The following is a 23,535-nucleotide window of genomic DNA, read 5'->3' on the forward strand; positions in this document are numbered from 1 at the left end:
TAATCAACTCCAGTAAGAAGGGTTTAGTAAAACTTCATTGTTATAAAAAGTATTAGTATCATTAATATAATTTATTTGCTCAGGGTTAATATCATTAAGTAAGAAAGCATTCATATTTAGCTGTAATTCATCTACTGTATTTACACCCATTACGACACTATCTATCCAAATATGAGACTTAACATACCTGATGCATAATTCTTGAATATTTCTGGAATTAGTAAAGGATTGGCATTTATCTAACCAACTAATCATTAATTCAGGTTCATCAATAGAGGCTTTTTTCCAGTCATTAGGATTTTTTGAAAGAATCAATCCTTGGAGAAAAACACTTCTGACATGAATTATCAGCTTTCTTTTCTTTTTAATATCAAGAATAGCTTTTTCATTTTTTTTCCATTTGCTGTCAAGTATATTGAATGGAAGCTGTATATGAGTTATTTGCTCATACTGAAGAGCTAAATTTAGCTCTTCAGGTGTCTGTACTGATACGCCTAATTCTTTTATCTTACCTGAAGAAGATAGTTTTTTTAATATGGAAAGTATAAAACCGTCAAACTGTATTAAGTGTTCAGCCCTATGTAACATCAAAATCTCAATAGAATCTACTTTGAGATTATTACAGGAAATATAAATAGAGTCTCTAACTTCCTTTTCAACTTCATCTAAGGTAGAGCTTTTCTTTAAACTCGTTAAAGTCCCTAATTTAGTTATAACTTTACTACTATTTTCACAATTATTTTTACCTAGCCAATCTCCGATAACTTTCTCGCTATCACCATAGGCCCTAGCCGTATCAATAAACTGTATCCCACCATTCAATGCTAAATCGAGTATTCTATGAGCCGTTTTATCATTCATTTTTCCATTTTTATTTGTTATTCCATAATCAAGCCCCATTTGAACGCAGCCTAATGAAAGCTTAGTTGTGTTTATCTTTTTTCTGTTGTTTTGTTCTAAAGATTGAATTAACGACCATGTAGAGACTTCAATTGCATTTTGATATTTAGAGAAAACTTCTGAGACTAGAAAAAACTCGTCTAAAGTATCTATGGTGCAAACTAAATCACCTAAATTTTTATCCAAATATTTTAGAAATAAGTTAACTCCATACTCCCTTCGAACATAAGGCGTTACATGCTCTAGATCATGTAATGATGTAGCTAGTTTATTAGCCTCTCTTAAGTGTTTTAGGTAAGTTACTTCTACAGATACTCCGTAAGGTAGACCGCATTCAACCCCATTAGCTATTATATATTCATACTTATTTTTTTTTAGATCCTCAATAACTTCATTTATTAATCCTGAATCAGGAAAAACATTATCTGCAGTTAGCCTTACAACTATAGTATTGTCTGAATGGCATGAGAATGCCTCTACGAATCGACTCAAAACATTACTAAGATTTCCCCTATAATGCTGAATATCATAACTTTCTAAAACCCGAGATAAAGCATCGTCACTATTTTCATTAGATGTTAAAACTACAGTTTCAAAATTATGATTATTCTTAGCCCTCTTCGCGGCTAAAACAGCAACAGGGATATTATTAATAGGTAGTAAAACTTTCCCTGGTAATCGAGACGAATTACTCCTAGCTTGAATACCTATAACAACGCTCATGACAAGATCATTTCCAAAGTACTAATAACTTCATTTTGTTGTTCATGAGTCATACCATGAAACATTGGCAATGAAATAGCATTGCTGTAATAACTTTCTGCATTTGGAAAGTCACCTTGTTTAAAGCCCATTTTTTGGTAATAAGGCTGTAGGTGCACAGGAATATAATGCAGGTTTACACCAATACCGTTTTCTCTTAGCTCGTCAAACACTTCTTTGTGCGTTTTGCTAATTTCATTTAGGTTTAGACGAATAACATATAAATGTAAGCCAGAATAAGTATTAGGCAACTGATAAGGCAGTATAATCGGTAAACTAGCTAGCTTGTCATAATAACGTACCGCTAATTCATGACGTGCAGAAACGAACTCACTTAACCGCCTCATTTGCGACACACCGAGTGCAGCTTGCAGCTCTGTCATACGGTAGTTAAAACCTAAACCCACTTGCTCATAGTACCAACCACCATGCGATGCATTTTCCATTAATGCTTCGTCACGTGTTATTCCGTGGCTTCGGTAAAGTGCCATTTTATCTGCAAGTGCTTTGCTATTCGTTAATGCCGCACCACCTTCTGCGGTGGTAACAATTTTAACAGGGTGAAAGCTAAAAACGGTAATATCGCTGTATTCACATGACCCAATTGGTTGCTCTAAATAACGCCCGCCTATTGCATGTGAAGCATCTTCAATGACTTTAAAGCCATACTCTATTGATAACGCATGGATTGCTTTCATGTCACATGGCTGACCACATAAATGCACTGCAACTAAAACTTTAGGCAAAATACCTTCTTTTTTAGCACTAATAAGCTTTTCTTTTAATGCTACAGGGCAAAGATTATAAGTTGCGGGATCTATATCAACAAAATCTACTGAGGCTCCGCAATATAAACCACAATTAGCTGAAGCCACAAACGTGATAGGAGTCGTCCATAAAATATCTCCTTCACTCAACTCAAGCGCCAAGCAAGCAATATGCAAAGCTGACGTTGCACTATTAACGGCAAGTGCGTGATCTGCACCTGTCGCTTTCATAAGTGCATTTTCAAAAGCGGGAACTTGTGGCCCTTGCGTCAAAAAATCCGACTTTAGAACATTAACCACTGCATCAATATCTGCTTGAGTTATATCTTGCTTTCCATACGGTATCATTTTGTTAGCCTTGCACTTCAAATGATGGATCTACATGTTCAACAATAAGCTCACGCAAGCCTTCTATTGTTTCCCACTCAGTGTTTGTTCCTGAGTTGTATTTAAAGCCAAATGGTACTTTTTCAGCTTTATGGTGAGCAAGGTATTCTTCTTCGGTATATGTATACGATACAGATGGTAAAATTGCGTAATAAGGTCCCAAATCAATCGTATTTAACGAGTCAGTATCTGTAATCATTTCTTCATGTAGTTTTTCACCTGGGCGAATACCTACATCACGCGTTTCGCATTCAGGTGCTACGGCTTCTGCGATGTCTAAAATTTTGTATGACGGGATTTTAGGGATGAATATCTCACCACCTAGGTGGTTGCCCAAGGCAAACATAACTAGATTAACGCCGTCTTGAAGGGATATATTAAAACGAGTCATTTCATTGTGTGTGATTGGTAAAACGCCTTCTTTTCGTTTTTCTAAAAAGAAAGGAATAACAGAGCCACGAGAGCCCATTACATTACCATAACGAACAACGCTAAATTTAATATCTTTAGAGCCGCGAATATTGTTAGCAGCAGCAAATAATTTATCTGATGCAAGTTTAGTGGCACCGTATAAGTTAATTGGTGCACATGCTTTGTCTGTCGATAGTGCAACCACATCTTTTACACCACATGCTAATGCAGCATGAATAACATTTTCAGCACCATCTATGTTTGTACGGATACATTCTGTTGGATTGTATTCAGCGGTATCAACTTGCTTAATAGCTGCAGCATGAATAATTACATCAACACCTTCACACGCTTGTGTTAAACGTTCTTTGTCGCGCACATCACCAATAAAAAAACGTAATTGCGGGTAATCGTATGCTGGATATTTTTGTTTTATTACAGACTGCTTTAATTCATCACGCGAATAGATGATTATTTTTTTTACATCTGGGTAGCGCGCTAAAATAGTTTCTATAAATTTCTTACCAAATGACCCTGTGCCACCCGTGATTAAAACTGTCTTTTTGTTTAACATATTATTTCCATAAAAATTTAAATTAACCTAAGTATATTGGATTTACTTGTCCGATTTATACTCATAATTGTAATAACCATAATACCCATAGGCGTTACTCGCTTTTTTAACTACGCCGTTAAACACCAAGCCTTTCACGTCTATGCCATTTTGTTCAAAGCGATTACGCGTTAGTTCTATTTCACGTAAGTGGTTTTGACCAAAACGCGCTACAAGCAAGGTTGTACCGGTATGGGCACTTACAATGGCAGGGTCGGTTACTGCCAATATTGGCGGTGTATCTATAATTACTATGTCGTAAGCGGCACTAACTTCTGCAACTAGTTTACTAAAGTTACTATGCATTAATAACTCAGAAGGATTAGGTGGTATTTGCCCACGGGTAATAACGCTTAAACCTTCAACCTTAGTGGGTTTAGTAACTTGCTCTAAATTTAAACGGCCCGATAAATAATCACTTAAGCCGTCGTCCCATTTTAAACCAAACTGGGTTTGTAAATAACCTTTACGCATATCGGCATCTATAACTAATACCTTTTTGCCACTTTGAGCCAGTACAGCCGCTAAATTCACTGATACAAACGATTTACCTACGCTTGGGCTTGGACCCGAAATTGCAATTATATTGTTTTTAGATTCCATCATCGCAAAGTGTAAGCTAGTACGCAGGCTGCGTAGTGCCTCAATAGCTAAATCGGCGGGGTTATCGAGTGCAAGTATCGACTTAGGTTTATTTACTTTGTTTTTGCGTACCTTTGCGGTAAAGCCACTTAGTTTATCTTGGTAATCTGAGTGCGGTACACTTGCGTAAACAGGTATACCCAAGGCTTCTATTTCAGTTGGGTCTTCTACCCCTTTATGTATGGCTTTTTGTATAAGTACAATAGCTATAGCCAACATGCCACCTAGCATAGTTGCCATTACAACAATTAATGCTTTTTTAGGTTTTACGGGTTTGCTGGTATTTACCTCGGCGTAGTCAATTACTCGTACATTACCCACAGTGCCTGCACGTACTATATCAAGCTCTTGTGTTTTACTAAGTAATAGTGTGTAAATTTGGTTGCTTACTTCAACATCACGCTTTAAGCGCAGTAGCTCTTGTTGAGTTTCAGGTAGGTTACCTACCTCACCAATTAGCTCGTCTTTTTGCTTATTTACAGCCGCTACTTGCTCAATAATACTTTGATATGCGGGATGGTCTTTTTTAAATTTGCGCCCTAGTTCTAAGCGTTTTAAGTTAAGCTCTTGTAGTTTAGTTTCAAGCTTTACAACTTGCTCAAGCACGCCTTGGGTCTCTAATGTTATATTTATTGATTGGCGTTTTATTTGGTAGTCGTTAAAGCGTTGCTCAGCATATTCAAGTTGTTTTTTTATCTCTGGCAATTGCACTTCTAAAAATTCGAGTGACTTTTGCGCCTCTGCGCTGCTACGTTCAACATTACGGCGTACATAAATAGCTGCCACTTTATCTAGCACTTTTTCGGCATAGCTTGGTTTAGTACTTTGTAAGCTTAAGTTAATGATGCCTGAGTCTTTGCCTTTTTCACTTGCACCTATTTCTGCTTGAAGGTCTAAAATAGTATTCAGGCGATCTTTACGGGTAATTATAAACTCGGTACCTGGGCGTGCATTTAAACTGCGTATGGTTAAGTTAAATTTACCATTAGTGAGTTCTTCACCTACTTTGCCACTTAATATTTGTTCGCCATTATCATTTATTAGCACAACACCGTTGTTATTTTGCACTATAAGCGTAAATTCTTGCCCTATAGCGGTACGTGGTACATCAAACCTAAATACGTTTATGCTCTCTCCGCCCCAGGCGTAGCTGTTAGCGCCAAAACTTGGCTGGGCTAAATCGCCCTCTTCCATTGGGGTATATTTACGGTAAGCGCGGCTGCCTATAAACGGGAATAACTTAGGCTCTGCTGTTACATCAAGTTTTAATGTATCTACCGCTTCACCTATAATACTGCGCGACTTTAATAGCTCAATTTCTGTTACCGCAGCCGATGTACTTTCAAACATGCCTGCCATGTCGTCAAAGCCTGGGACTGAGCCACCGCCATCTTCAACTTGTATCATGGCTGTTGCTTGGTACACTGGCGTGCTTAACACGGCATATACAACACCTATAAACATAAATAGTGCGGTAATTCCCACAATAAAGTATTTTCGGTCGAGCAATGTACCTAATAATGCCATTAAATCAATTTCTTGCGATGGCTGTACTGTGTTATTGGTGTTTTTATTATTTGCGTTATTAGCGCTGTTATTCGGCTGAGCATTCATTAAATTAGCCATTCCTTATAAATACTTTTGCCAAGCGCTACACGCGCTGTCGATTAATGTATAAACGTACTCAAAAGCCTCTTGGCTTTGGCGGTATGGGTCGGGTATTTCGGCGTTATTAATCCATTTTCCTAGTAAAAATGTTTTACCGCGCGCTTCAGGATAACGCGCATGTACGTCGTTTAAATGGCGCTCTTCCATCACTAGTATTACGCTGTTTTGCGCTACTAAGCTTGATGTAAGCTGCTGCCCTTGGTGAGCATCCATATTAACGCCGTGTGCGAGTGCTATTTGTTTGGCTTTTGCATCTGCTGGTTTGCCTTCAAGCGCTGTTAAACCCGCTGATGATACTTTAATATTTTTACCTTCGAGTTTTGCTTTTAATACATACTCACCTGTTGGGCTACGGCAAATATTGCCGGCACACACAACTAAAACAGAATCAAACATCTTAATAAATCCTTAGTTGTTAATGTCGTTTAAATTATCAACAGTCGCTACCGATGGTAATAATAAACTAATTACACGGTTCCAACGCGCAAGTGGCGCTGATGTTACATAAACTATATCGTGCGGTTGTAGTTCAAATTGCTCAGCTAATACCATTGCGGCTATATTTTTAGCATGTAACTGGTAAACATTAGCAATAATACCGGTTTGCTCAACATTACTTTTACGCAGTACAAATACACCATTAGCATCGGCTGTATTTTCGTTCAAACCGCCCGAGTCGCTTAGCGCTTCGGCCAAGTTTAAGCCATAACGATTAAGGGTTACTGAACCGGCTCTTTTTACATCACCTAATACAAACACTTTTTGCGCGTCGTTACGACTAACATGCACTATATCGCCGTTTTGTAATAATCTGTTTTGCGAAATGTCACCATGGGAATAAAAGTTATCAAGTTGAATAACTTCTGTTGTATTGCCACGGGTAAACGTCACCGTTCGCCAATCTGCTTCTTCTGTTAAGCCACCGGCTTGGCTTAGAGCATCTATTAAGGTAAGTGGAATTTCGGTTACTGGGTATACACCGGGCTGTTTTACTTCACCAGTCACATACGCTTTTTGGCTTTTAAAGCCAACTACTTTTACGTCTACTTGAGGGTCTTCTATTACGCGGCTTAAACGTTTTACCAGCTCGTTACGAACCTCTCCAACCGTTTTACCCGCGGCAGGAATATTGGGAGCATATGCATAGGTTATTGTGCCATTTTTTTGTACACGGAAACCGTCAAATTCGGCCGTTCGCTGAACAGCTGCTGGTATTGTTAGCTCAGGATGATCCCATACACCAATGGTTAGTACGTCACCAACGCCTAGTTTATATTCGTAGTTATTGACATTTAAACCCGCGGTACTCGAAAGTGGTTTAGCTGCTATGCGCGCTTGATTTTGTTTATTTATTAGTAGCGAGTCAATTATTTGAATGTTTACTTTTTCGAGATCTTGTTCAAGGTTTTGTGTTTGCTCGCCTGAGTCTATACCTTCAAAGTGGCTGCCAGGTACTATTGTACAGCCGGTCATGCTTAGTATTACGAGTATTGATGCGAGTGATTTACAGCTTAACGCCATTGTAGAATCCCAATTTTTTTAATATTGCACTTACTCACCGACCTTGGTGAGCACTTGTATTTTTAACTGGCTAATTAAAGCATGGCTATAGTAGCGGCGCAAGATACGACTGTTCAGTAAACACGCAACCAGTTAAATAAATGTGAAAAGCATACCCGCAAAAAACCTCACTAGTATATTATTCTTAGGTTTTCACTTTCGGTTAATCTTTCTATCTGTAGTTAAGAGTTTGCGTACTGATTTATTTTAAACCTACAATCTCAGTGCTGCGTTTACCTTTTAACTAATATATTTACTGGTACTGTTAAATGAGCTGGTATACATAATTTTAAAATAAAATAGCTTTTTTAGCGCCACAAGCTTTAACCAGTACTTTAGTGAATAACTTAAAAACACTTTAACCTATTGATTATAAAAGCCGATTATTATTATTTCTTATTAATCAGGGTTACATAAAACAAAATGCTAACTTTCTATAGTAAAGATTTAATTTGGTGAGGGCAGATTGTACTTGGTTGGGTCAAACTGCGCAAATAACACAGAGAGTTAAGTTTGGGGGTTTATGTGTAGACAAGCTAAGCTTTTGTAAAAACTCTATCTCAACAGGCTACTTTCACACTAATTTACCTGAACTCTGGTTAATAAATTAGCTAAAACACTGAGTTAAAAGTATTTAAATTCATTTATTTCTAACCAGAGATTTTCAGTGAAAACAAGGCTGCATATATTTGCAGCCCTATATACTATATTGGTTTAAATATAATACTCATCAGAAAATTTCAATGCAGCTACAACTAATTTTTTTGCTACCGTTAATGACGATGCTTCTGCGTAACAACGAAGTTCGGGGGCATTACCTGAAGGTCTAAGGTGCACTATTTCATCATTAATTAACGTTACTCTTAAACCATCGGTTGTATCAATTGCTGAGTGTACTTGCAATCCTAATCCAGAAGTCAGTACTTCAACATTTTGTGTTAACACACTAATCAGCTCACGACTTTTATCGGTAGGGAAGTTTTGTAACCTATCACTTGCAACAAATCGATTTGGTAATGCTAATAGCTGATTTGATATACATTTGTTTTGAGCCAAAACTAACAACGCTGGTAGTAATGCATCTCGCGTTGGCAATGCCGTTAATCTTTTACCATTAACCTCAATATCAGAACCAAGTAGGTAACCACCATTTGCTTCAAAACCAGCAATACGAGTAAAATGTGCTTTTAATTCATTAAACTCTGCTATTACATAAGGCGAGCCTATTTTTGTGCGCGTAACCTGTTTAAAACTATTTGATTTTTCTATCGCAGTATTACAGCTTACGGGTACTGCCAGTGCTTCTATATTTAATAGTTGGCTTGTAAGCAACCCTAGAGTATCACCACTTAGCCAGTGACCTTTTTCATCAGCTAATAATGGACGGTCTCCATCTCCATCGGTAGAAAATATTGCATCAAAGCTGTGCTCTTTTGACCAGTTGAGCGCTTTTTCTCTATCCTCATCCGACACAGCTTCTGTATCAATAGGTACAAAAACATCACTTCGCTCTAAACTAATTACATTGGCACCGAGGCTTTCAAACAATGGTTTATAAATATCGCGCCCCGCACTTGAATGCTCATATATACCTATTTTTTTACCTGCCAATGCGTCGCTATTAAATAATTCGCTGTAACGCTGTATGTAAGCACTTCTTGCTGCCTGACTTTCACATAGCTCTGCTAAGTCTTGACTCAGCGTAATAAATTCTACCGATGCACTTAAAATACTTTGTTCATCTATTTTAGTAATTTCACCATCTGGGCGATAAAACTTTAGGCCATTTCTGTCAAATGGTATATGGCTGCCTGTTACCATTATGCATGGCATATCATCCAGCATTGCTTTATATGCTAAGGCTGGTGTAGGTATTACGCCGTAATATATTACGTTTACATTAAGTTGTTTTAATCCTTCAGCACAAGCTTGTGCTATGGCGTAGCTGCTTGGACGGTTATCAATTGCTAGCGCGACTGTATTAAAGCTAAATTTTGTTTCAATCGATTTAATAAATGCGATTGAAAAAGCTGCACATACATCTGGAGTAAAGTTAGTAACCAGCCCACGTGCGCCACTTGTGCCAAAAGCAATATCACTTTGCTCAATTATGATTTTTGTATCCATAATTTATCCTTTTACTCGCCCGTAACGATCTTCAAAGCGCACTATATCATCTTCACCTAGATACGAGCCTGATTGAACTTCAATAAGCTCTAAATCAACTTTCCCTGGGTTTTCGAGTGCATGCACCGCTGTAATGGGAATATAAACCGACTCATTTTCTGTTACAAATTGCTCTGTGTCGTCGATTTGTACTTTAGCGGTGCCTGATACAACAATCCAATGCTCTGCGCGATGATGATGCATTTGTACACTTAGCTTAGCGCCAGGCTTTACCGTTATACGTTTAACTTGAAAACGCTCACCATTATCAACCGAATCATACTTACCCCAAGGGCGATATACTTCACGATGCATGGTTGCTTCTGAACGATTTTCAGCTTTTAATTGCTGTACGATCGATTTTACATGTTGTGATTGGTCTTTGTGCGCTACAAGTACGGCATCTTTGGTGTTTACTATGACTAAGTTTTCAACACCTACGGTGGCAACAAGTTTGTCTTCGCCAAACACAAGGGTATTTTTAGTATCAACGGCTTTCACATCACCAGTAAATGCATTGCCATTTTCGTCTTTAGTTGATACTTCCCACAACGCAGCAAAACCACCTACATCACTCCAACCTGCATCCATAGGCACAACAACCGCATCTTGGGTGTGTTCCATTACGGCGTAATCTACTGATTCATCAGGGCAAGCTTCAAATGCAGCTCTATCTACACGAATAAAATCTAGGTCGTTAGACTGTATTTCAATTGCTTTTTTACAAGCATTATAAATATCAGGACGAAACGCTTTTAACTCGGCTAGATAACGGCTCGCTTTAAATAAGAACATACCGCTATTCCAGTAATAATCACCACTGGCAATATAGTGTTTTGCAGTTTCTAAATCTGGTTTTTCAACAAAGCTGTCTACTACAAAACCTGTACTAAACTCTTCGCCACGTTTTATATAGCCGTAACCTGTTTCTGGTTTATTGCCAACAATACCAAATGTGACTAACTTACCTTGCTTTGCAAGCTCTGAGGCTTTGTTAACGCTTTGATGGAACGAAACGATATCATCTATTATATGATCGGCAGCAAGTACAAGCAGTAATGGGTCTTCGCCTTTTTCAATTGCTTTGAAGGCAGCGAGTGCTATTGCAGGGGCTGTATTACGCCCTACTGGCTCTAAAAATATACCGCTATGCTTTACACCTAATTGACGTACTTGCTCTGCGGCAATAAAACGATGCTCTTCGTTACAAATTAGCATAGCTGGACTATGCACAAGACCATTCAATCGACTTAATGTATCTTGCAGCATCGTATGTTCGCCGCTTAGCGATAAAAACTGTTTTGGGTAATTGCCACGAGAAAGCGGCCATAAGCGCGTGCCTGAGCCACCCGCCATTATAATAGGTAAAATCATTTATTTACTCTTCTATCAGTAAGTTTAATTTTTTAATAATAATTGTATCATCGAACTCTGTAGCAACCCTTTTAATTGCACTCTCGCTAAACTTCTTTCGCAAAATATCATTGCCTAAAAGTAATTTAAAAGCATCTAAAAATTGTACTAAATTTTTAGGCTCTACAGTCAAGCCTGTTTCATCGTGCAAACTAACCCAAGGTACTCCTGATGCGAGGTCCGTATTAATTACAGGTATACCTAAGCACATGGCTTCAAGCTGAGTTATTCCAAAAGCTTCTGATACTTCTATGGAGGGAAACAAAAAACATTTTGACATTTTAATTAAGTTGTATTTTTCTTCTTCACTCAAAAAACGATTAATAAATATTACATTTGTCAAATTATACGTAATAATAGTTTTAGTTATTAGCTCTGCATATTCTCCTCTACCAGCTATTACAACTTTTGGAGTAAAGCCATTCTTGCTTCCATTAACTAGGGAGTCTAGTAGTACATTTACACCTTTGTAATAGCATAAACGACCAAAAAACAGACCATCAATTTCAGTAAGATGCTCTACTTCTTCAATATTTGTTTTGAAATTAGCTTGTTGCTTTATCTTGCTTGAATCAACAGATAAGGGTATGACTGAACATTTATGCCTCACAGAGCTCAAACTATCTGAAAAGTCTAACATCAATGGTGAGGTGACAAGAATCTTATTGGCATTTCTAACACTTAATCTTAAAATTGGACCTAATAACTTTTTGAATAACCCTTGTTTAACTATGTCGCTATGCCAAACTAAATACACTCTGCGCTTCACAAAAGAGCTAAACATCCAAGAGACATCTGCAAGTGGAAAAGGAAGGTGGATAAAAGCAATATCGCATTTTATAAATTGTATAATAAAATGATATAAAAAGCTTAATGACACTGGCATAGAAAAAAACATACCCAAAGAGCTACACCTGATTACTTTAACTCCGTTAATATAAGAAACATCGCCTAACAGCTTAAATTTTTTATGTACACATAATACTACTACATCATGTTTTTTTGCATAAAGCTCACTGTATTGCTGACATACTGTTTCTACACCACCAATATCAGGGGTATAAAGTTTATTCACTTGTAAAATTTTCATCTATTTATAATACCAATCATCTTTTTTACATTATTTTCCCAAGTAAACTGCTCTAGGATTTTAGAAAAATCAGAGTTACTGCGCGAAAACAGTATTTCCAACTTCGTATCAAAATCATTGAAGTTATTAGGGTTAAAATACTCTATAGTATTTTGGGCTATTTCTTTAAAAACAGGTATGTCAGAAGCTAATATAGGCAAGTTAAAACTCATAGCCTCCAAGATAGGCAAACCAAAACCTTCATAAAAACTAGGGAAAACAAAAGCTGATGCATTATCATACAGCCCCCCTAATTCTTCATCACTTACAAAACCTGTAAACTCAACATTATCTTCGTAACAAATAAGGGGCTTTTCTCCTGTTCTAAAACCATCAGACTGCCCAACAATTACAAGTATAAATTTTTTAGAAAACTTACTGTGATTTGTAAAATAATTTACAAAATTGACTATGTTTTTGTGTGGTTTTACATTACCAACACATAATAAATAGGGCTTTTCACGAATATTTTCTTTATATTTATCGTTAAGGCGAGTGGAAAGTCCATTGTATATAACATCAATTTTTCTAGTCAAATATGAGGGGTAATAGGCTTTAATCTCATTTTTTGTAAACTCAGAGATAGCAATTACTTTTCTAGAAGAGACCAATTGAATCCCCAGCATGAACCAATAAGCTATTGCAGTAATGTACCCAAAAGATTTATACATCCTAATTGGGCATACATCATGAACAACAGTCATCTTTTGTACCGAACTAAAAATAGGCGACACAGTAAGAGACGGCATTAAATACACATCAGCATGCTTTATTAACTTATTCAAAAACAATAGGTTAAAAAAAGAGAATCTCCCATACTTTATAACATGTACCTTTTTCACTGATATTTTAAGAGCTTCAAACTGAGCCTTTTGGGCTCTATCCATAATCAACTCAATTTGAACATCCTCTTTAATTAACCTCTGTAAAACTTCCCTCAAATACACACCAACTCCAGAGTCGAAAATACAGCGGGCATCAATTATAATTAATTTCATTTATTTAATCTTTTTAAATTTGAACAATTTGGCAAGGCAGTAAAGCTTGCAAGAACTCCTAAATAAGCCCAAAAGTAGGGTCTTAATAAACTCGACTCGAACATTAACAATATAAAAAATATAAATATAATTTTACGCCAATCCGATATATAACGTTTATTATCCTGAACTTTTAAAGAACTAAAAAAGGTATATAGAATAAAAATTAAAAAAACAACTAATACCCCAATCCCACCTTCAGCCAAAAGTTCTATAAAAACATTGCTTGCAGGAAAACCTCTCGGCTCATTCCAAACAAACCCACCAGCATAATCTTTATAAACATTATAATAAATAGAAAAATCTGCAAAAGCTCCTAAACCGATCCCTGAGTTAAAATACTCTTTTGCAACATCTATCCCTATCATAGTTCGCGGCCAACGATTTCCTGTTCGCTCAAGTAGCGAGGCTATTATATCAGGTGATTCATGTATTTTTTGAAATGTAAAAGCGAGTAAATCTGAATTATTTGTATAATACCAAATTGAAAAGTAATAACTTAAAACAGAAAAGCATATCAATATAAATATTGATTTAAAAGACGGCCTCAAATACCCCACTAAAATAACAACTAATATTGATAACAACAGATTTGCCGACATCGTTATTAAAACCAATATACCCACTAACATTACATCTATAAGCTTAAAGACAGTATTATTAAGTTTAAATTGTAAAATTGTAAAATAAGTATATGGCAATAATGCAATGACCATATAAGATGGTTCATAGAAAAAAAGTGATGGTCTATCAACCCCTAAAACCTTTAGAAAAATACACCCTAAAATCTGTAAACGACCTAAGTCCCTAAAAACTTTAATAATACTCTCTGGAGAGAATTGCCTTATCGCATTTTTAGTAACACTAAAATAGAATAAGTAGCAAATGATAAACCATACTATGTAAGAAAGACTACGAATAGGAGAAAAAGAAAAGTAAGTCGAAATTAACATCATAAATATGATTAAAAGAAAAATTATTAAGCCGACTTTAGAAACTTTAAACTCTTTAAAAAAAAACATCCAAATAGCAGCAAGTAAAAACAATAAAAATGAGAATCGAACCGCACCTACAGGCGTATTAACGGCCAAAACATCAAATCCTGTAGATAACAATAATATAAATACAATAAAATAGGGCATTAAACTTTAGCTCTAAGGCCATCAATGATAGCTTTAACCAAAAGACCGTATTGTTTATATTTAATTTTTGGGAACGTAAAGATCCTGGACAGTACAGTAAAAAAAAGAGGTAATATTTTTTTTATGTTCTTGCGAATAAAATAAAGACGATTCCGAGTAGCATAGTAGATTGTAAAGTCACTATAGCTTCCACCTGTACTAGAGCTCACTTTATGCTGAATATATACAGATTTTATAAAGCCAAGCTGGTAACCAGCTTTATTCACCCTATACAAAAAATCTGAATCGTCATAATAAGCGAAATACCACTCATCCATAATTCCACAAACCTCAAATATTTCTGATTTACATATCAAAAAGCATGTAGGAGCATAAGGCATTACAGATTTATCAGTAATTAAAGAATGAGGAGTAGTCCCCCTTAGATTATCGAAGTAACCCTCTTCAAACCACACATCGCCTTCAGGGTAAGCATAAATTTTAGGGGTAACTAAGTCATACTCATTTAAAGATAAACATAAAGAGACAAGAACATCAGATTTGCTAAAAATAAGATCATTATTTATTAAACCTATATAATGGCAACCATCACTCAAAGCAGCTTTTATTCCTTGATTATTGCCAGCAGCAACGCCTACATTTTTACCTTTATTATCTATAAATGTTACTGGTAGTTTATATTGTTCTACCAATACTTTAGAAAGCGCTAATGGCTCTGATAATGAGCTATTATCTATAACGTATAAGTGAAAATTAATATTTTTTTGATTATTAATACTTTCGAAGAAATCATTTAGTATTTCAGGCGAGTTATATAAAACAGTGACTAAACCCAATCTTTTACATTGATTCATAGCTAACTTTTTTCCAAGATTTGCTTTCATGGCAATAACGTTTGATAATTTTTGCAGGAGCCCCTGCTACAATACAGTAATCAGGCACATCTTTTGTGACAACTGAGTTTGCTGCGACTACTGAATTTTTACCGATACAAGCACCAATAACACATACATTTTCACCGATCCAAGCCCCTGATTTAATAAGAACATTACGATGGTATTTAACAGGTTGGTGAATTATCGGTACTGAAATCGATTCGTAGTTGTGTAAATTATCTGAAATATAAACTTTATCAGCAACTAACACTGAATCTTCAATTATCACCTTCCTAACAGCAACAATATGAACATAATGGCCAATGTAACAATCATTTGAGATAACAAGCTGTGGATCATTATCATCAATTTTAAGTGCTAATAGCCAAGCATCAGGCATAAATGATGTTCTGCAACCTAAATCAATATACTTCGCACCTTGAATATTTCTAGGCTTGTAGATAGTCGTTTTTTTACCAAATGACTTGAAATCTCGCTTAAATAAAATATTCCATAATAATAGATAAATACGACGATTTACTTTATAGATAAACTCATACATGTGAATTATCAACCTTGGTTAAATATTCATTTAAGCTAATATCATCGAATTCCCACCACGGAATATTAGTTACTTCAGGTTGAGTTCGATACTTAATTATCTTTGCAGGGACTCCGGCGACTATAGCGTAGTCATCAACATTCTTAGTAACGATAGAACCGGCAGCAATAACAGCACCATTACCTACAACAACACCATCCAAAATGATTGCATTTAATCCAATCCATACATCGTTACCTATAGTGACGGTTTCTGATTCGAGAAATGGTTTTGATCTTGAAAAATGTCTATAAGGAAAAATAGTATTACTAGAGAAAGTTGATGGGTGTGTAGAAACCCAATCAAGCGGGTGTAACCCAATGCCAATTTTAACGCCATCAGCAATAGAACAATAACTACCAATTATTGCGTTGCTCACAGTCCCCTTACCTGCAAAGTAAGTGTATTTCCCAATTGATGAGTGGGATATATCTATTTTTTCAAAAAGTATTGTCTTGTCCGCAAAAATAGAACTTTTATTTAATTTCTTATAATAATTAGACTTTATCACAACTAAAAAATCTCTAACTAATTGCTTTAGTTTCATTAACAATACCTTTAACTTTCGCAAAATATTTACTCATATAGTACCCCGCAGCAATAATTACAAAGACCTGTGCTAATTGCAAATAGATGCGATATTCATCACTTACATAATCAAAGGAAAAAATTGAAATTACAGCTATTGAAGGTATTAGTAGAAATGACAAGAATATAAATAAAGCACTTTTATCTAAAATAGTTTCTTTTGAGTATTTTCTTGCATAAACCAACATAATAACTATTGCAGACAGTATTGTTGAATATGCGATACCTATAGCCCCAAATTCTCTCACAAAACATATTGAAAAAACTAAATTTAATACACCTTCAATAACCGGGAAGTGTGCAATTTTAAGCTGATGGCCATTGGCAACTAACTTCATACCATAAGGAGCAATAACCATTCGAATCGAAAATGCGACTAATAAATAGTTGAAATAGTTATTAGCAAGTTCACCATTACTGTCGCCAACCCAAAGCTGAAGTATTTGCAAAGAAATATAATTAGAAATGTTAACACCCAAAAATGTTGCCAATGCAAAAATCATTGACAATGACATAACAAGCTCATCAACTCCTTTTTTATTATCTGCCTCATTCAACTTTACTATTGGTTGAATAATCGGATTAACAATCGCACCTAATAGACCAACGACTGCATTCACCATGGTCATTGCTAATACAAAATAGGGGAGATTTTCAAAGTCATAAATAGAAACAACGAAAATACCTATTCCTGATATAAGAAACTGAGCAAAATTCCAAATAGTTAGCCCACCGAAGAACTTAATAAGCTCGTCAATTTTACCTTGCAAACCAAATGAAAAATGATGTTTTTCAAAAGCACGAAACTGTTTGTACATAAATAGATATGAAAGCACATTAATCACAAAGTAACTGGATGCAATAGCAATTAAGCCATAGTCGGCTAAAAATACTACTGCAATACCAATAAACACTCTGGATATGAGATTAATATTTGCCGTGACATAGTTTTTTTCTATGCCAATGAAGTAGCCAATGACTACTGTAGAAAATATACCGAGAATAAATGAACTAAAAACCAATATGAATGAGATTGTTGAATCAAAAATAATATCATTTGGGATGTTGGCGAATATAGATTCAAAGTTTGCTATAATGACTGTTAACAACAGCAGGAAAAATACAAAAATATAAAAAATGATATTAAAATAGTTATTAATAACTCGATTTAACCCTAGCTCATCATTGTTAAACTTGAACTGAGAGGTAAAGCGGCCTATTGTTATTTGCCCCGCCACACCAAAAATGCTCACAGCAATACCCGCCTGTAAGCATATTGACCAAACTGAAAACTCCTCAAAGCTTAGTGTATTTATCAAAAATGGGGATATAACAATACCTAATATTACATTAGAAAAACCATTGATTATATTAGCTAAAGAATTTTTCAATAAACGATTAAACCCACTCATTAATTGATGCTTAACACTTTTGTAAATTCAACAATCATTTCTTGTAAATCCGCTAATACATTTTTAGGGCTGTAGTTTGGAATTATATTACTTATTAATGCTATATCAGTTGGTGGAAAGACCTCATTTGGAAAATCTATTTCATGCCATACAATTTCACATTGTGTATGTTCTTGTAGCATGTCTGCAATTTGTTGTGCTGTTATATTATAACCCGCAGCAATGTTAATTATTTGGTTATCGCATTGTTCACTTGAGGCAATTGTAATACAACAAAAAGCAACGTCTTCCACTGAAACATAATCTTTAGCATACCCCTTAGGAATATACATATCTACTTTTCTATGATTAATAGCATTACGTGTGATAGCAGGTAAAAAAAGAGGACTGTTTAACGCCACGCCATACACATTACTCGGTCTTACGATACTAACGTTACGACCACTTTTAAGGCATAGCTCTTCTGCTACTAACTTTGTCAAATTGAATAGTCGCCTATTATCATCTACACAAACAGTTAAGTTTTCATGTTCACTTGATAGTGCCTGGTTCATGTATACGCGAGTAGAGGAGACGTAAAGTAAGCGCTCAAACTTTGCTTGTTGTAAAATCTGCGCAAGTAAACTGACATTGGCCTCCAAAACAGAAAATGGTGTGTTTTTACAATCACCAACACCAGAACAGTAAATTACAGTTCCTAAGTCGGATTCAAAAATTGCATTATCACCTCTTTTGGGAACGTTAACTGTATGCCCTAGATCATTTAGCTGATTCACTATTTCAGAACCAATAAAACCACGCCCGCCAAATACTGTATACAATGCCATTATTTATCCCACCCATTTATTAGCTTGTCTTTAATCTCACAAAATGTTGGCTGAATTTTATCTTTATCAGACAATAGTGGATTATTAAGTGGCCAATGTATTGCTAATTCAGAGTCATTCCATAATAAGCCACTTTCGTCATTTGGATCGTAATAGTCGGTACACTTATACTGAAAGTCAGCGGTTTCACTTAATACACAAAAGCCATGAGCAAAACCAGGTGGAACGTAAAATTGTAGTTTGTTCTCACCAGTTAATAAAACAGCTTCGTGTTGGCCAAATGTATCCGAGTGTGGACGTAAATCAACGGCAATATCAAACACCTCACCTTCGGTAACGGATACTAATTTCCCTTGAGGTTTGTTTTTTTGAAAGTGCAGGCCTCTTAATACCCCTTGAGTTGAGCGGGAGCGATTGTCTTGCACAAAATCTGCATTTATTCCAGCGGCTTTATAGCGTTCTGCTTGAAAAATTTCATAAAAAAAACCTCTTTCATCACCGAAAACTTTAGGCTCTATGATGACTAAATCTTTTATTTTGGTCTTAATAACGTTCATATTTTTATCTTTTAATAACTATTTTGTGATGTTCAATAAATATTGACCATAACCAGTTTTTGCCAAGTCATTACCTATACGATAAACTTGCTCTCTAGTTAACCAACCTTGCTGTAATGCAATTTCTTCTAGGCAAGCAATTTTAAAGCCTTGACGTTTTTCAACTGTTTGAACAAATTGGGATGCTTCTAGTAGCGAATCATGAGTACCAGTATCAAGCCATGCAAAGCCTCGTCCCAATTGTTCTACGTTTAAGGTACCTTGTTCTAAGTAAGCTTGATTTACGCATGTTATTTCTAGCTCACCACGTGATGATGGCTTAACATTTTTAGCTATGTCGATAACTGAATTATTATAAAAATATAAACCAGTTACTGCCCAATTCGATTTAGGATTTTTAGGTTTCTCTTCTATGGACAATGCTTTAAAGTTTTCGTCAAACTCTACAACACCAAATCGTTCAGGATCCATTACTTGATAACCAAAAACACTCGCGCCAGTTAAATTTTCAGCAGCATGTTTAAGCTGTTTACCAAATGCCTGTCCAAAAAAGATGTTATCACCTAAAGCCAAGCACACGTCATCTGTGCCAATAAAATCTTCACCTATAATGAATGCTTGTGCTAACCCATCAGGAGAAGCCTGAACTTTGTAAGTAAGATTTATACCAAATTGAGAACCATCTCCCAATAAACGAATAAAGCCCTCTTGCTCTTCTGGTGTTGTGATAATTAATATTTCATTAATACCAGCCAGCATTAATACTGATAATGGATAATAAATCATTGGTTTATCGTAAATCGGTAATAGCTGCTTCGATACACCTTTTGTTATTGGGTGCAAACGCGTCCCAGAGCCACCCGCTAAAATAATCCCTTTCATATTATTCCTCATTCCTATTAATTAAACTTCCTAAACGTTCACGCTGATAAGAGCCATCTTGAACATTTTTGCACCACTGCTGATTATCCAGATACCATCGAATAGTTTTTTGTAAGCCTGTTTCAAATGTTTCAACTGGCATCCAATTTAACTCACGACTCATTTTTGATGAGTCTATAGCATAGCGTCTATCGTGACCTGGCCTGTCTGTAACATACGTAATTTGATCAGCATACTTTGCTTCTTTCGGCACTAAAGTATCTAAAATACTACAAATAGTTTGTACCACTTCAATATTTCGCTTTTCGTTGTGACCACCGATATTATAGGTTTCACCAACTTTACCTTCAGTTACTACCTTATATAAAGCTCGAGCATGATCTTCAACGAATAACCAATCACGAATTTGGTCACCCTTACCATAAATTGGAAGTTTTTTACCTTCAAGGGCATTAAGTATTACTAATGGTATTAATTTTTCAGGGAAATGATATGGTCCATAATTATTAGAGCAATTAGTAACTATTGTAGGAAAACCATATGTTCGTAACCAAGCTCGTACAAGGTGGTCGCTCGATGCTTTACTCGCTGAGTAAGGACTACTTGGTGCATATGAAGTTTGCTCGGTAAATAAAGCTAGATCACCCCTTTGCTCATCAGGATGTGGTAAATCCCCATATACTTCATCAGTCGATATGTGGTGAAACCTAAAGTCTTGTTTAGCCTTATTGTCTAGCGAATTCCAATAATCGCGTGCTGCTTCCAATAAATTATAAGTGCCTACAATATTAGTTTGAATAAACTCGGCTGGCCCTGTAATAGAACGATCCACATGGCTTTCTGCGGCTAAATGCATTACTGCATCTGGTTTGTGCGTTACAAACAACCTATCAAGCTCTATCCGGTTACAAATATCAACCTGCTCAAAAGTATAACGTTCACTATTATCCACCGATTTAAGCGATTCTAAATTACCTGCATAAGTAAGCTTATCAAGGTTGATAACTGAATCATTTGTATTATCAATGATATGGCGGATAACAGCCGAACCAATAAACCCTGCACCACCTGTAACTACAATTTTCATACAACCTACTTTTAATTCGTAAAAACTTAACGACCCATTCCAAATATTACTGTTTTAACTGTCAGTAATAATATTTTCAGGTCTAACATACTCGAATGATGCTTAATATAATAAATGTCATATTTGTGTTTCCAAACAGCGTCTTCAACTGACGCTCCATAAGGATACCTAACCTGAGCTAAACCAGTAACGCCCGGTTTAACAGCATGACGGAAACGATAATATGAGATCTCTTTTTCCAAGTCTGCTATAAACACTTCTCGCTCAGGCCTTGGTCCTACTATAGACATTTCACCTTTGAGAACATTAATTAATTGTGGTATTTCATCAATACGTGTTTTTCGAATAAAATTTCCAACTTTTGTTACTCGCGCATCATTTTTACTAGCCCATTGAGCGCCATTTTTCTCTGCATCGTTTCGCATAGAACGAAACTTATACACACAAAACTCAACATTGTACTGACCCGTTCTTTTTTGTTTAAAGAAAATAGGGCCGGGGCTTTCTAATTTAATAAAAAGAGCTGTTAATAATGATATTGGTAAAGTAACAATCAAAATTAATATTGAACTAACTATATCTGTAAACCTTTTTGTTATTTGAGTTCGCTTTTGTGACAAAATTGAAAAAGCTTTTTGATGTAAAAAGTAACTGCTGTGTAATAACCTTACTTCGGTATATTTCAATCTATCATCTAAATAACTTACTAAAGGTTCAACCCATGCTCCACACTCGGTAGCTTTAACTAAAAAATCTCTCTCTTTTTCACCCAAATCTCCGCTTTTATAATGGCAAATTATTTTTTTACTAAAATCTAAAATATCATAATCATTAACAATTATATCAAAACCATAATCATCAATAACTTCACCTATGTTAAAGGCACATTCAACTGGACAATATACGTAAATAATCTTTTGTGTAAGTGCTTCTTTTTTTGATTTAAAGCGTTTGTTTAAGTAAAAATGGGGCTTTACCACTTTGAGATCATCTCTTTTTTTAGTTGATGCATTATTAAAACCCATATATTTAGCTAGCCTTGAGTTGATACGATAGTTTAAAAATCAAAAAACAACCTTACTTATTTCTAATAAAGTAATTAATTAAGCTGAAAATAACCCCTAGAGTAGCTCCTAAAAAAAACCCAATTATGCAAATGACAGCACGATTAGGTTTGAACTTGTTTTCTGTTATTATTGGTGGGTCAACCGTTTTAAAAACATACTCATCACGAACTTCCGCAAACATAATTACTTTTGTTTGTTCTTCTATAAGCTTATATAAAACGGTTTTAATATCTGTAACATTAGTTTTTTCTAGTTGGCTTGTTAAGAAAGCGGTGCTTTTTGTTGCCTCAACGACATCTCTTTGCTTCATTTCTAAGTTAATATCCTCAATTAACCATAAAACCCATTGCTGTGCAATAACAGGGGAAATATGTTCAACTGATAGAGTTGTTAAACCCGTATCTTTATCTAGTACGACTTTCATTATCTTGTAAAATTCAATGTACGCTTCTTGCATTGAAGGCTTTTCTTTATGAGGGAATCGAACTTTTCTAACCCATTTATTATTTTCAATGTCAAAAACCTTCGCATTGTAAATGATAGTATCACTTCGAGCATCCCAAGACTCAGTTGCCATTAAATTTTTAAGAATATTATGATTCTGTATGAATTCACTAATAAATTTACGTGACTTCAAAACCTCTATTGTTAACTTTGTTTTATCATCTGCACCACTACCAAGGCTTACGCCAGCCAAACTAGCTAAACCACCAAATTGGCCATTTAAGCTGCTCAAACCTCCTGATTTATCACTTTCAGTCGGAGATAATAGAGCCTCTGACTTATATAAATCAGGTGTATTTAATGCGTATACTAAAGAAGCTAAAAAAAATAAAAAAGTAACAACAATAATTAACCTCTTGCTGTTCCAAAGTACAATTAACACTTCTTTTAACTCAATTTCGCTATCAAGCTTTTTTAGCGAGTTAACTGGACAATTTTCAATACTATCTTCTTTTTCTTCGCTCATGATTCTCTCTTCTGAAATAAGCTTAATATTTTCTATTTCAATTTTTTAGTTTGAACTGAATACTGAAAAATA

21 protein-coding genes are annotated in these 23,535 nt (G+C 35.5%); all 21 read right to left on the reverse strand.

Translation table 11 applies throughout. From position 1 onward, the window contains the following. Nucleotides 1–3: 3 nt before the first annotated feature. Nucleotides 4–1,623 (reverse strand): aldo/keto reductase, encoded by a 1,620-nt coding sequence (locus D172_RS15330; RefSeq protein WP_007376746.1) that lies wholly within the window; start codon nucleotides 1,621–1,623, stop codon nucleotides 4–6. Further along, nucleotides 1,620–2,777 (reverse strand): UDP-4-amino-4,6-dideoxy-N-acetyl-beta-L-altrosamine transaminase, encoded by a 1,158-nt coding sequence (gene pseC, locus D172_RS15335; protein ID WP_007376745.1) that lies wholly within the window; start codon nucleotides 2,775–2,777, stop codon nucleotides 1,620–1,622. The genes D172_RS15330 and pseC overlap by 4 nt, the downstream gene beginning before the upstream one ends. 4 nt (nucleotides 2,778–2,781) lie before the next feature. Continuing rightward, entirely contained in the window at nucleotides 2,782–3,801 is a 1,020-nt protein-coding gene (gene pseB / locus D172_RS15340) for a UDP-N-acetylglucosamine 4,6-dehydratase (inverting) (protein WP_007376744.1), read from the reverse strand. Nucleotides 3,802–3,843: 42 nt separating this feature from the next. Further along, nucleotides 3,844–6,096 (reverse strand): polysaccharide biosynthesis tyrosine autokinase, encoded by a 2,253-nt coding sequence (locus tag D172_RS15345; protein ID WP_007376743.1) that lies wholly within the window; start codon nucleotides 6,094–6,096, stop codon nucleotides 3,844–3,846. 15 nt (nucleotides 6,097–6,111) lie between these two features. After that, nucleotides 6,112–6,546, reverse strand: coding sequence for a low molecular weight protein-tyrosine-phosphatase (locus D172_RS15350; protein ID WP_007376742.1), 435 nt, complete (start codon nucleotides 6,544–6,546; stop codon nucleotides 6,112–6,114). Between the two features lie 12 nt (nucleotides 6,547–6,558). After that, complete coding sequence (locus D172_RS15355; RefSeq protein ID WP_007376741.1) at nucleotides 6,559–7,671, reverse strand: polysaccharide export protein; 1,113 nt, start codon at nucleotides 7,669–7,671, stop codon at nucleotides 6,559–6,561. 753 nt (nucleotides 7,672–8,424) lie between these two features. Beyond that, the gene (locus D172_RS15360) at nucleotides 8,425–9,837 is read right to left on the reverse strand and encodes a phosphomannomutase (protein WP_007376740.1); all 1,413 of its coding nucleotides are present in this window, start codon (nucleotides 9,835–9,837) and stop codon (nucleotides 8,425–8,427) included. 3 nt (nucleotides 9,838–9,840) lie between these two features. Then, nucleotides 9,841–11,250 (reverse strand): mannose-1-phosphate guanylyltransferase/mannose-6-phosphate isomerase, encoded by a 1,410-nt coding sequence (locus D172_RS15365; RefSeq protein ID WP_007376739.1) that lies wholly within the window; start codon nucleotides 11,248–11,250, stop codon nucleotides 9,841–9,843. Between the two features lie 4 nt (nucleotides 11,251–11,254). Further along, nucleotides 11,255–12,379 carry a glycosyltransferase gene (locus tag D172_RS15370; RefSeq protein ID WP_007376738.1) on the reverse strand — a complete coding sequence of 375 codons (1,125 nt, stop codon included), beginning with the start codon at nucleotides 12,377–12,379 and terminating at the stop codon, nucleotides 11,255–11,257. Continuing rightward, on the reverse strand, nucleotides 12,376–13,416 hold the full coding sequence (locus D172_RS15375) for a glycosyltransferase family 4 protein (protein ID WP_007376737.1): 1,041 nt from the start codon (nucleotides 13,414–13,416) through the stop codon (nucleotides 12,376–12,378). The genes D172_RS15370 and D172_RS15375 overlap by 4 nt, the downstream gene beginning before the upstream one ends. Next, entirely contained in the window at nucleotides 13,413–14,597 is a 1,185-nt protein-coding gene (locus tag D172_RS15380) for a hypothetical protein (RefSeq protein WP_007376736.1), read from the reverse strand. Before D172_RS15380 ends, D172_RS15375 begins: the two co-directional genes overlap by 4 nt. Next, on the reverse strand, nucleotides 14,597–15,481 hold the full coding sequence (locus tag D172_RS15385) for a glycosyltransferase family 2 protein (RefSeq protein ID WP_007376735.1): 885 nt from the start codon (nucleotides 15,479–15,481) through the stop codon (nucleotides 14,597–14,599). The genes D172_RS15380 and D172_RS15385 overlap by 1 nt, the downstream gene beginning before the upstream one ends. Further along, nucleotides 15,438–16,034 (reverse strand): acyltransferase, encoded by a 597-nt coding sequence (locus tag D172_RS15390; protein ID WP_007376734.1) that lies wholly within the window; start codon nucleotides 16,032–16,034, stop codon nucleotides 15,438–15,440. The genes D172_RS15385 and D172_RS15390 overlap by 44 nt, the downstream gene beginning before the upstream one ends. Then, nucleotides 16,027–16,452 carry a CatB-related O-acetyltransferase gene (locus D172_RS15395; RefSeq protein ID WP_237113681.1) on the reverse strand — a complete coding sequence of 142 codons (426 nt, stop codon included), beginning with the start codon at nucleotides 16,450–16,452 and terminating at the stop codon, nucleotides 16,027–16,029. Before D172_RS15395 ends, D172_RS15390 begins: the two co-directional genes overlap by 8 nt. 145 nt (nucleotides 16,453–16,597) lie before the next feature. Then, entirely contained in the window at nucleotides 16,598–18,073 is a 1,476-nt protein-coding gene (locus tag D172_RS15400) for a putative O-unit flippase (protein ID WP_007376732.1), read from the reverse strand. Beyond that, complete coding sequence (locus D172_RS15405) at nucleotides 18,073–18,900, reverse strand: NAD-dependent epimerase/dehydratase family protein (protein WP_007376731.1); 828 nt, start codon at nucleotides 18,898–18,900, stop codon at nucleotides 18,073–18,075. Before D172_RS15405 ends, D172_RS15400 begins: the two co-directional genes overlap by 1 nt. After that, a complete protein-coding gene (gene rfbC / locus D172_RS15410; protein ID WP_007376730.1) occupies nucleotides 18,900–19,457 on the reverse strand; it encodes a dTDP-4-dehydrorhamnose 3,5-epimerase in 558 nt (185 codons plus the stop codon). Before rfbC ends, D172_RS15405 begins: the two co-directional genes overlap by 1 nt. Before the next feature lie 18 nt (nucleotides 19,458–19,475). Beyond that, the gene (rfbA, locus tag D172_RS15415; protein ID WP_007376729.1) at nucleotides 19,476–20,339 is read right to left on the reverse strand and encodes a glucose-1-phosphate thymidylyltransferase RfbA; all 864 of its coding nucleotides are present in this window, start codon (nucleotides 20,337–20,339) and stop codon (nucleotides 19,476–19,478) included. Between the two features lies 1 nt (nucleotide 20,340). Continuing rightward, on the reverse strand, nucleotides 20,341–21,426 hold the full coding sequence (gene rfbB, locus D172_RS15420) for a dTDP-glucose 4,6-dehydratase (RefSeq protein WP_007376728.1): 1,086 nt from the start codon (nucleotides 21,424–21,426) through the stop codon (nucleotides 20,341–20,343). A gap of 26 nt (nucleotides 21,427–21,452) precedes the next feature. Further along, nucleotides 21,453–22,451, reverse strand: coding sequence for an exopolysaccharide biosynthesis polyprenyl glycosylphosphotransferase (locus tag D172_RS15425; RefSeq protein WP_007376727.1), 999 nt, complete (start codon nucleotides 22,449–22,451; stop codon nucleotides 21,453–21,455). Nucleotides 22,452–22,503: 52 nt separating this feature from the next. Next, nucleotides 22,504–23,463, reverse strand: coding sequence for a Wzz/FepE/Etk N-terminal domain-containing protein (locus D172_RS15430; RefSeq protein ID WP_007376726.1), 960 nt, complete (start codon nucleotides 23,461–23,463; stop codon nucleotides 22,504–22,506). Nucleotides 23,464–23,535 lie beyond the last annotated feature (72 nt).

Source organism: Pseudoalteromonas sp. Bsw20308, from assembly GCF_000310105.2.
Classification (GTDB): domain Bacteria; phylum Pseudomonadota; class Gammaproteobacteria; order Enterobacterales; family Alteromonadaceae; genus Pseudoalteromonas; species Pseudoalteromonas fuliginea.

Excerpts from the sequence above, each read along its gene's own strand:
- D172_RS15330 (WP_007376746.1), bottom strand. The coding sequence starts at position 1,623 with ATGAGCGTTGTTATAGGTATTCAAGCTAGGAGTAATTCGTCTCGATTA.
- pseC (WP_007376745.1), bottom strand. The coding sequence starts at position 2,777 with ATGATACCGTATGGAAAGCAAGATATAACTCAAGCAGATATTGATGCA.
- pseB (WP_007376744.1), bottom strand. The coding sequence starts at position 3,801 with ATGTTAAACAAAAAGACAGTTTTAATCACGGGTGGCACAGGGTCATTT.
- D172_RS15345 (WP_007376743.1), bottom strand. The coding sequence starts at position 6,096 with ATGAATGCTCAGCCGAATAACAGCGCTAATAACGCAAATAATAAAAAC.
- D172_RS15350 (WP_007376742.1), bottom strand. The coding sequence starts at position 6,546 with ATGTTTGATTCTGTTTTAGTTGTGTGTGCCGGCAATATTTGCCGTAGC.
- D172_RS15355 (WP_007376741.1), bottom strand. The coding sequence starts at position 7,671 with ATGGCGTTAAGCTGTAAATCACTCGCATCAATACTCGTAATACTAAGC.
- D172_RS15360 (WP_007376740.1), bottom strand. The coding sequence starts at position 9,837 with ATGGATACAAAAATCATAATTGAGCAAAGTGATATTGCTTTTGGCACA.
- D172_RS15365 (WP_007376739.1), bottom strand. The coding sequence starts at position 11,250 with ATGATTTTACCTATTATAATGGCGGGTGGCTCAGGCACGCGCTTATGG.
- D172_RS15370 (WP_007376738.1), bottom strand. The coding sequence starts at position 12,379 with ATGAAAATTTTACAAGTGAATAAACTTTATACCCCTGATATTGGTGGT.
- D172_RS15375 (WP_007376737.1), bottom strand. The coding sequence starts at position 13,416 with ATGAAATTAATTATAATTGATGCCCGCTGTATTTTCGACTCTGGAGTT.
- D172_RS15380 (WP_007376736.1), bottom strand. The coding sequence starts at position 14,597 with ATGCCCTATTTTATTGTATTTATATTATTGTTATCTACAGGATTTGAT.
- D172_RS15385 (WP_007376735.1), bottom strand. The coding sequence starts at position 15,481 with ATGAAAGCAAATCTTGGAAAAAAGTTAGCTATGAATCAATGTAAAAGA.
- D172_RS15390 (WP_007376734.1), bottom strand. The coding sequence starts at position 16,034 with ATGTATGAGTTTATCTATAAAGTAAATCGTCGTATTTATCTATTATTA.
- D172_RS15400 (WP_007376732.1), bottom strand. The coding sequence starts at position 18,073 with ATGAGTGGGTTTAATCGTTTATTGAAAAATTCTTTAGCTAATATAATC.
- D172_RS15405 (WP_007376731.1), bottom strand. The coding sequence starts at position 18,900 with ATGGCATTGTATACAGTATTTGGCGGGCGTGGTTTTATTGGTTCTGAA.
- rfbC (WP_007376730.1), bottom strand. The coding sequence starts at position 19,457 with ATGAACGTTATTAAGACCAAAATAAAAGATTTAGTCATCATAGAGCCT.
- rfbA (WP_007376729.1), bottom strand. The coding sequence starts at position 20,339 with ATGAAAGGGATTATTTTAGCGGGTGGCTCTGGGACGCGTTTGCACCCA.
- rfbB (WP_007376728.1), bottom strand. The coding sequence starts at position 21,426 with ATGAAAATTGTAGTTACAGGTGGTGCAGGGTTTATTGGTTCGGCTGTT.
- D172_RS15425 (WP_007376727.1), bottom strand. The coding sequence starts at position 22,451 with ATGGGTTTTAATAATGCATCAACTAAAAAAAGAGATGATCTCAAAGTG.
- D172_RS15430 (WP_007376726.1), bottom strand. The coding sequence starts at position 23,463 with ATGAGCGAAGAAAAAGAAGATAGTATTGAAAATTGTCCAGTTAACTCG.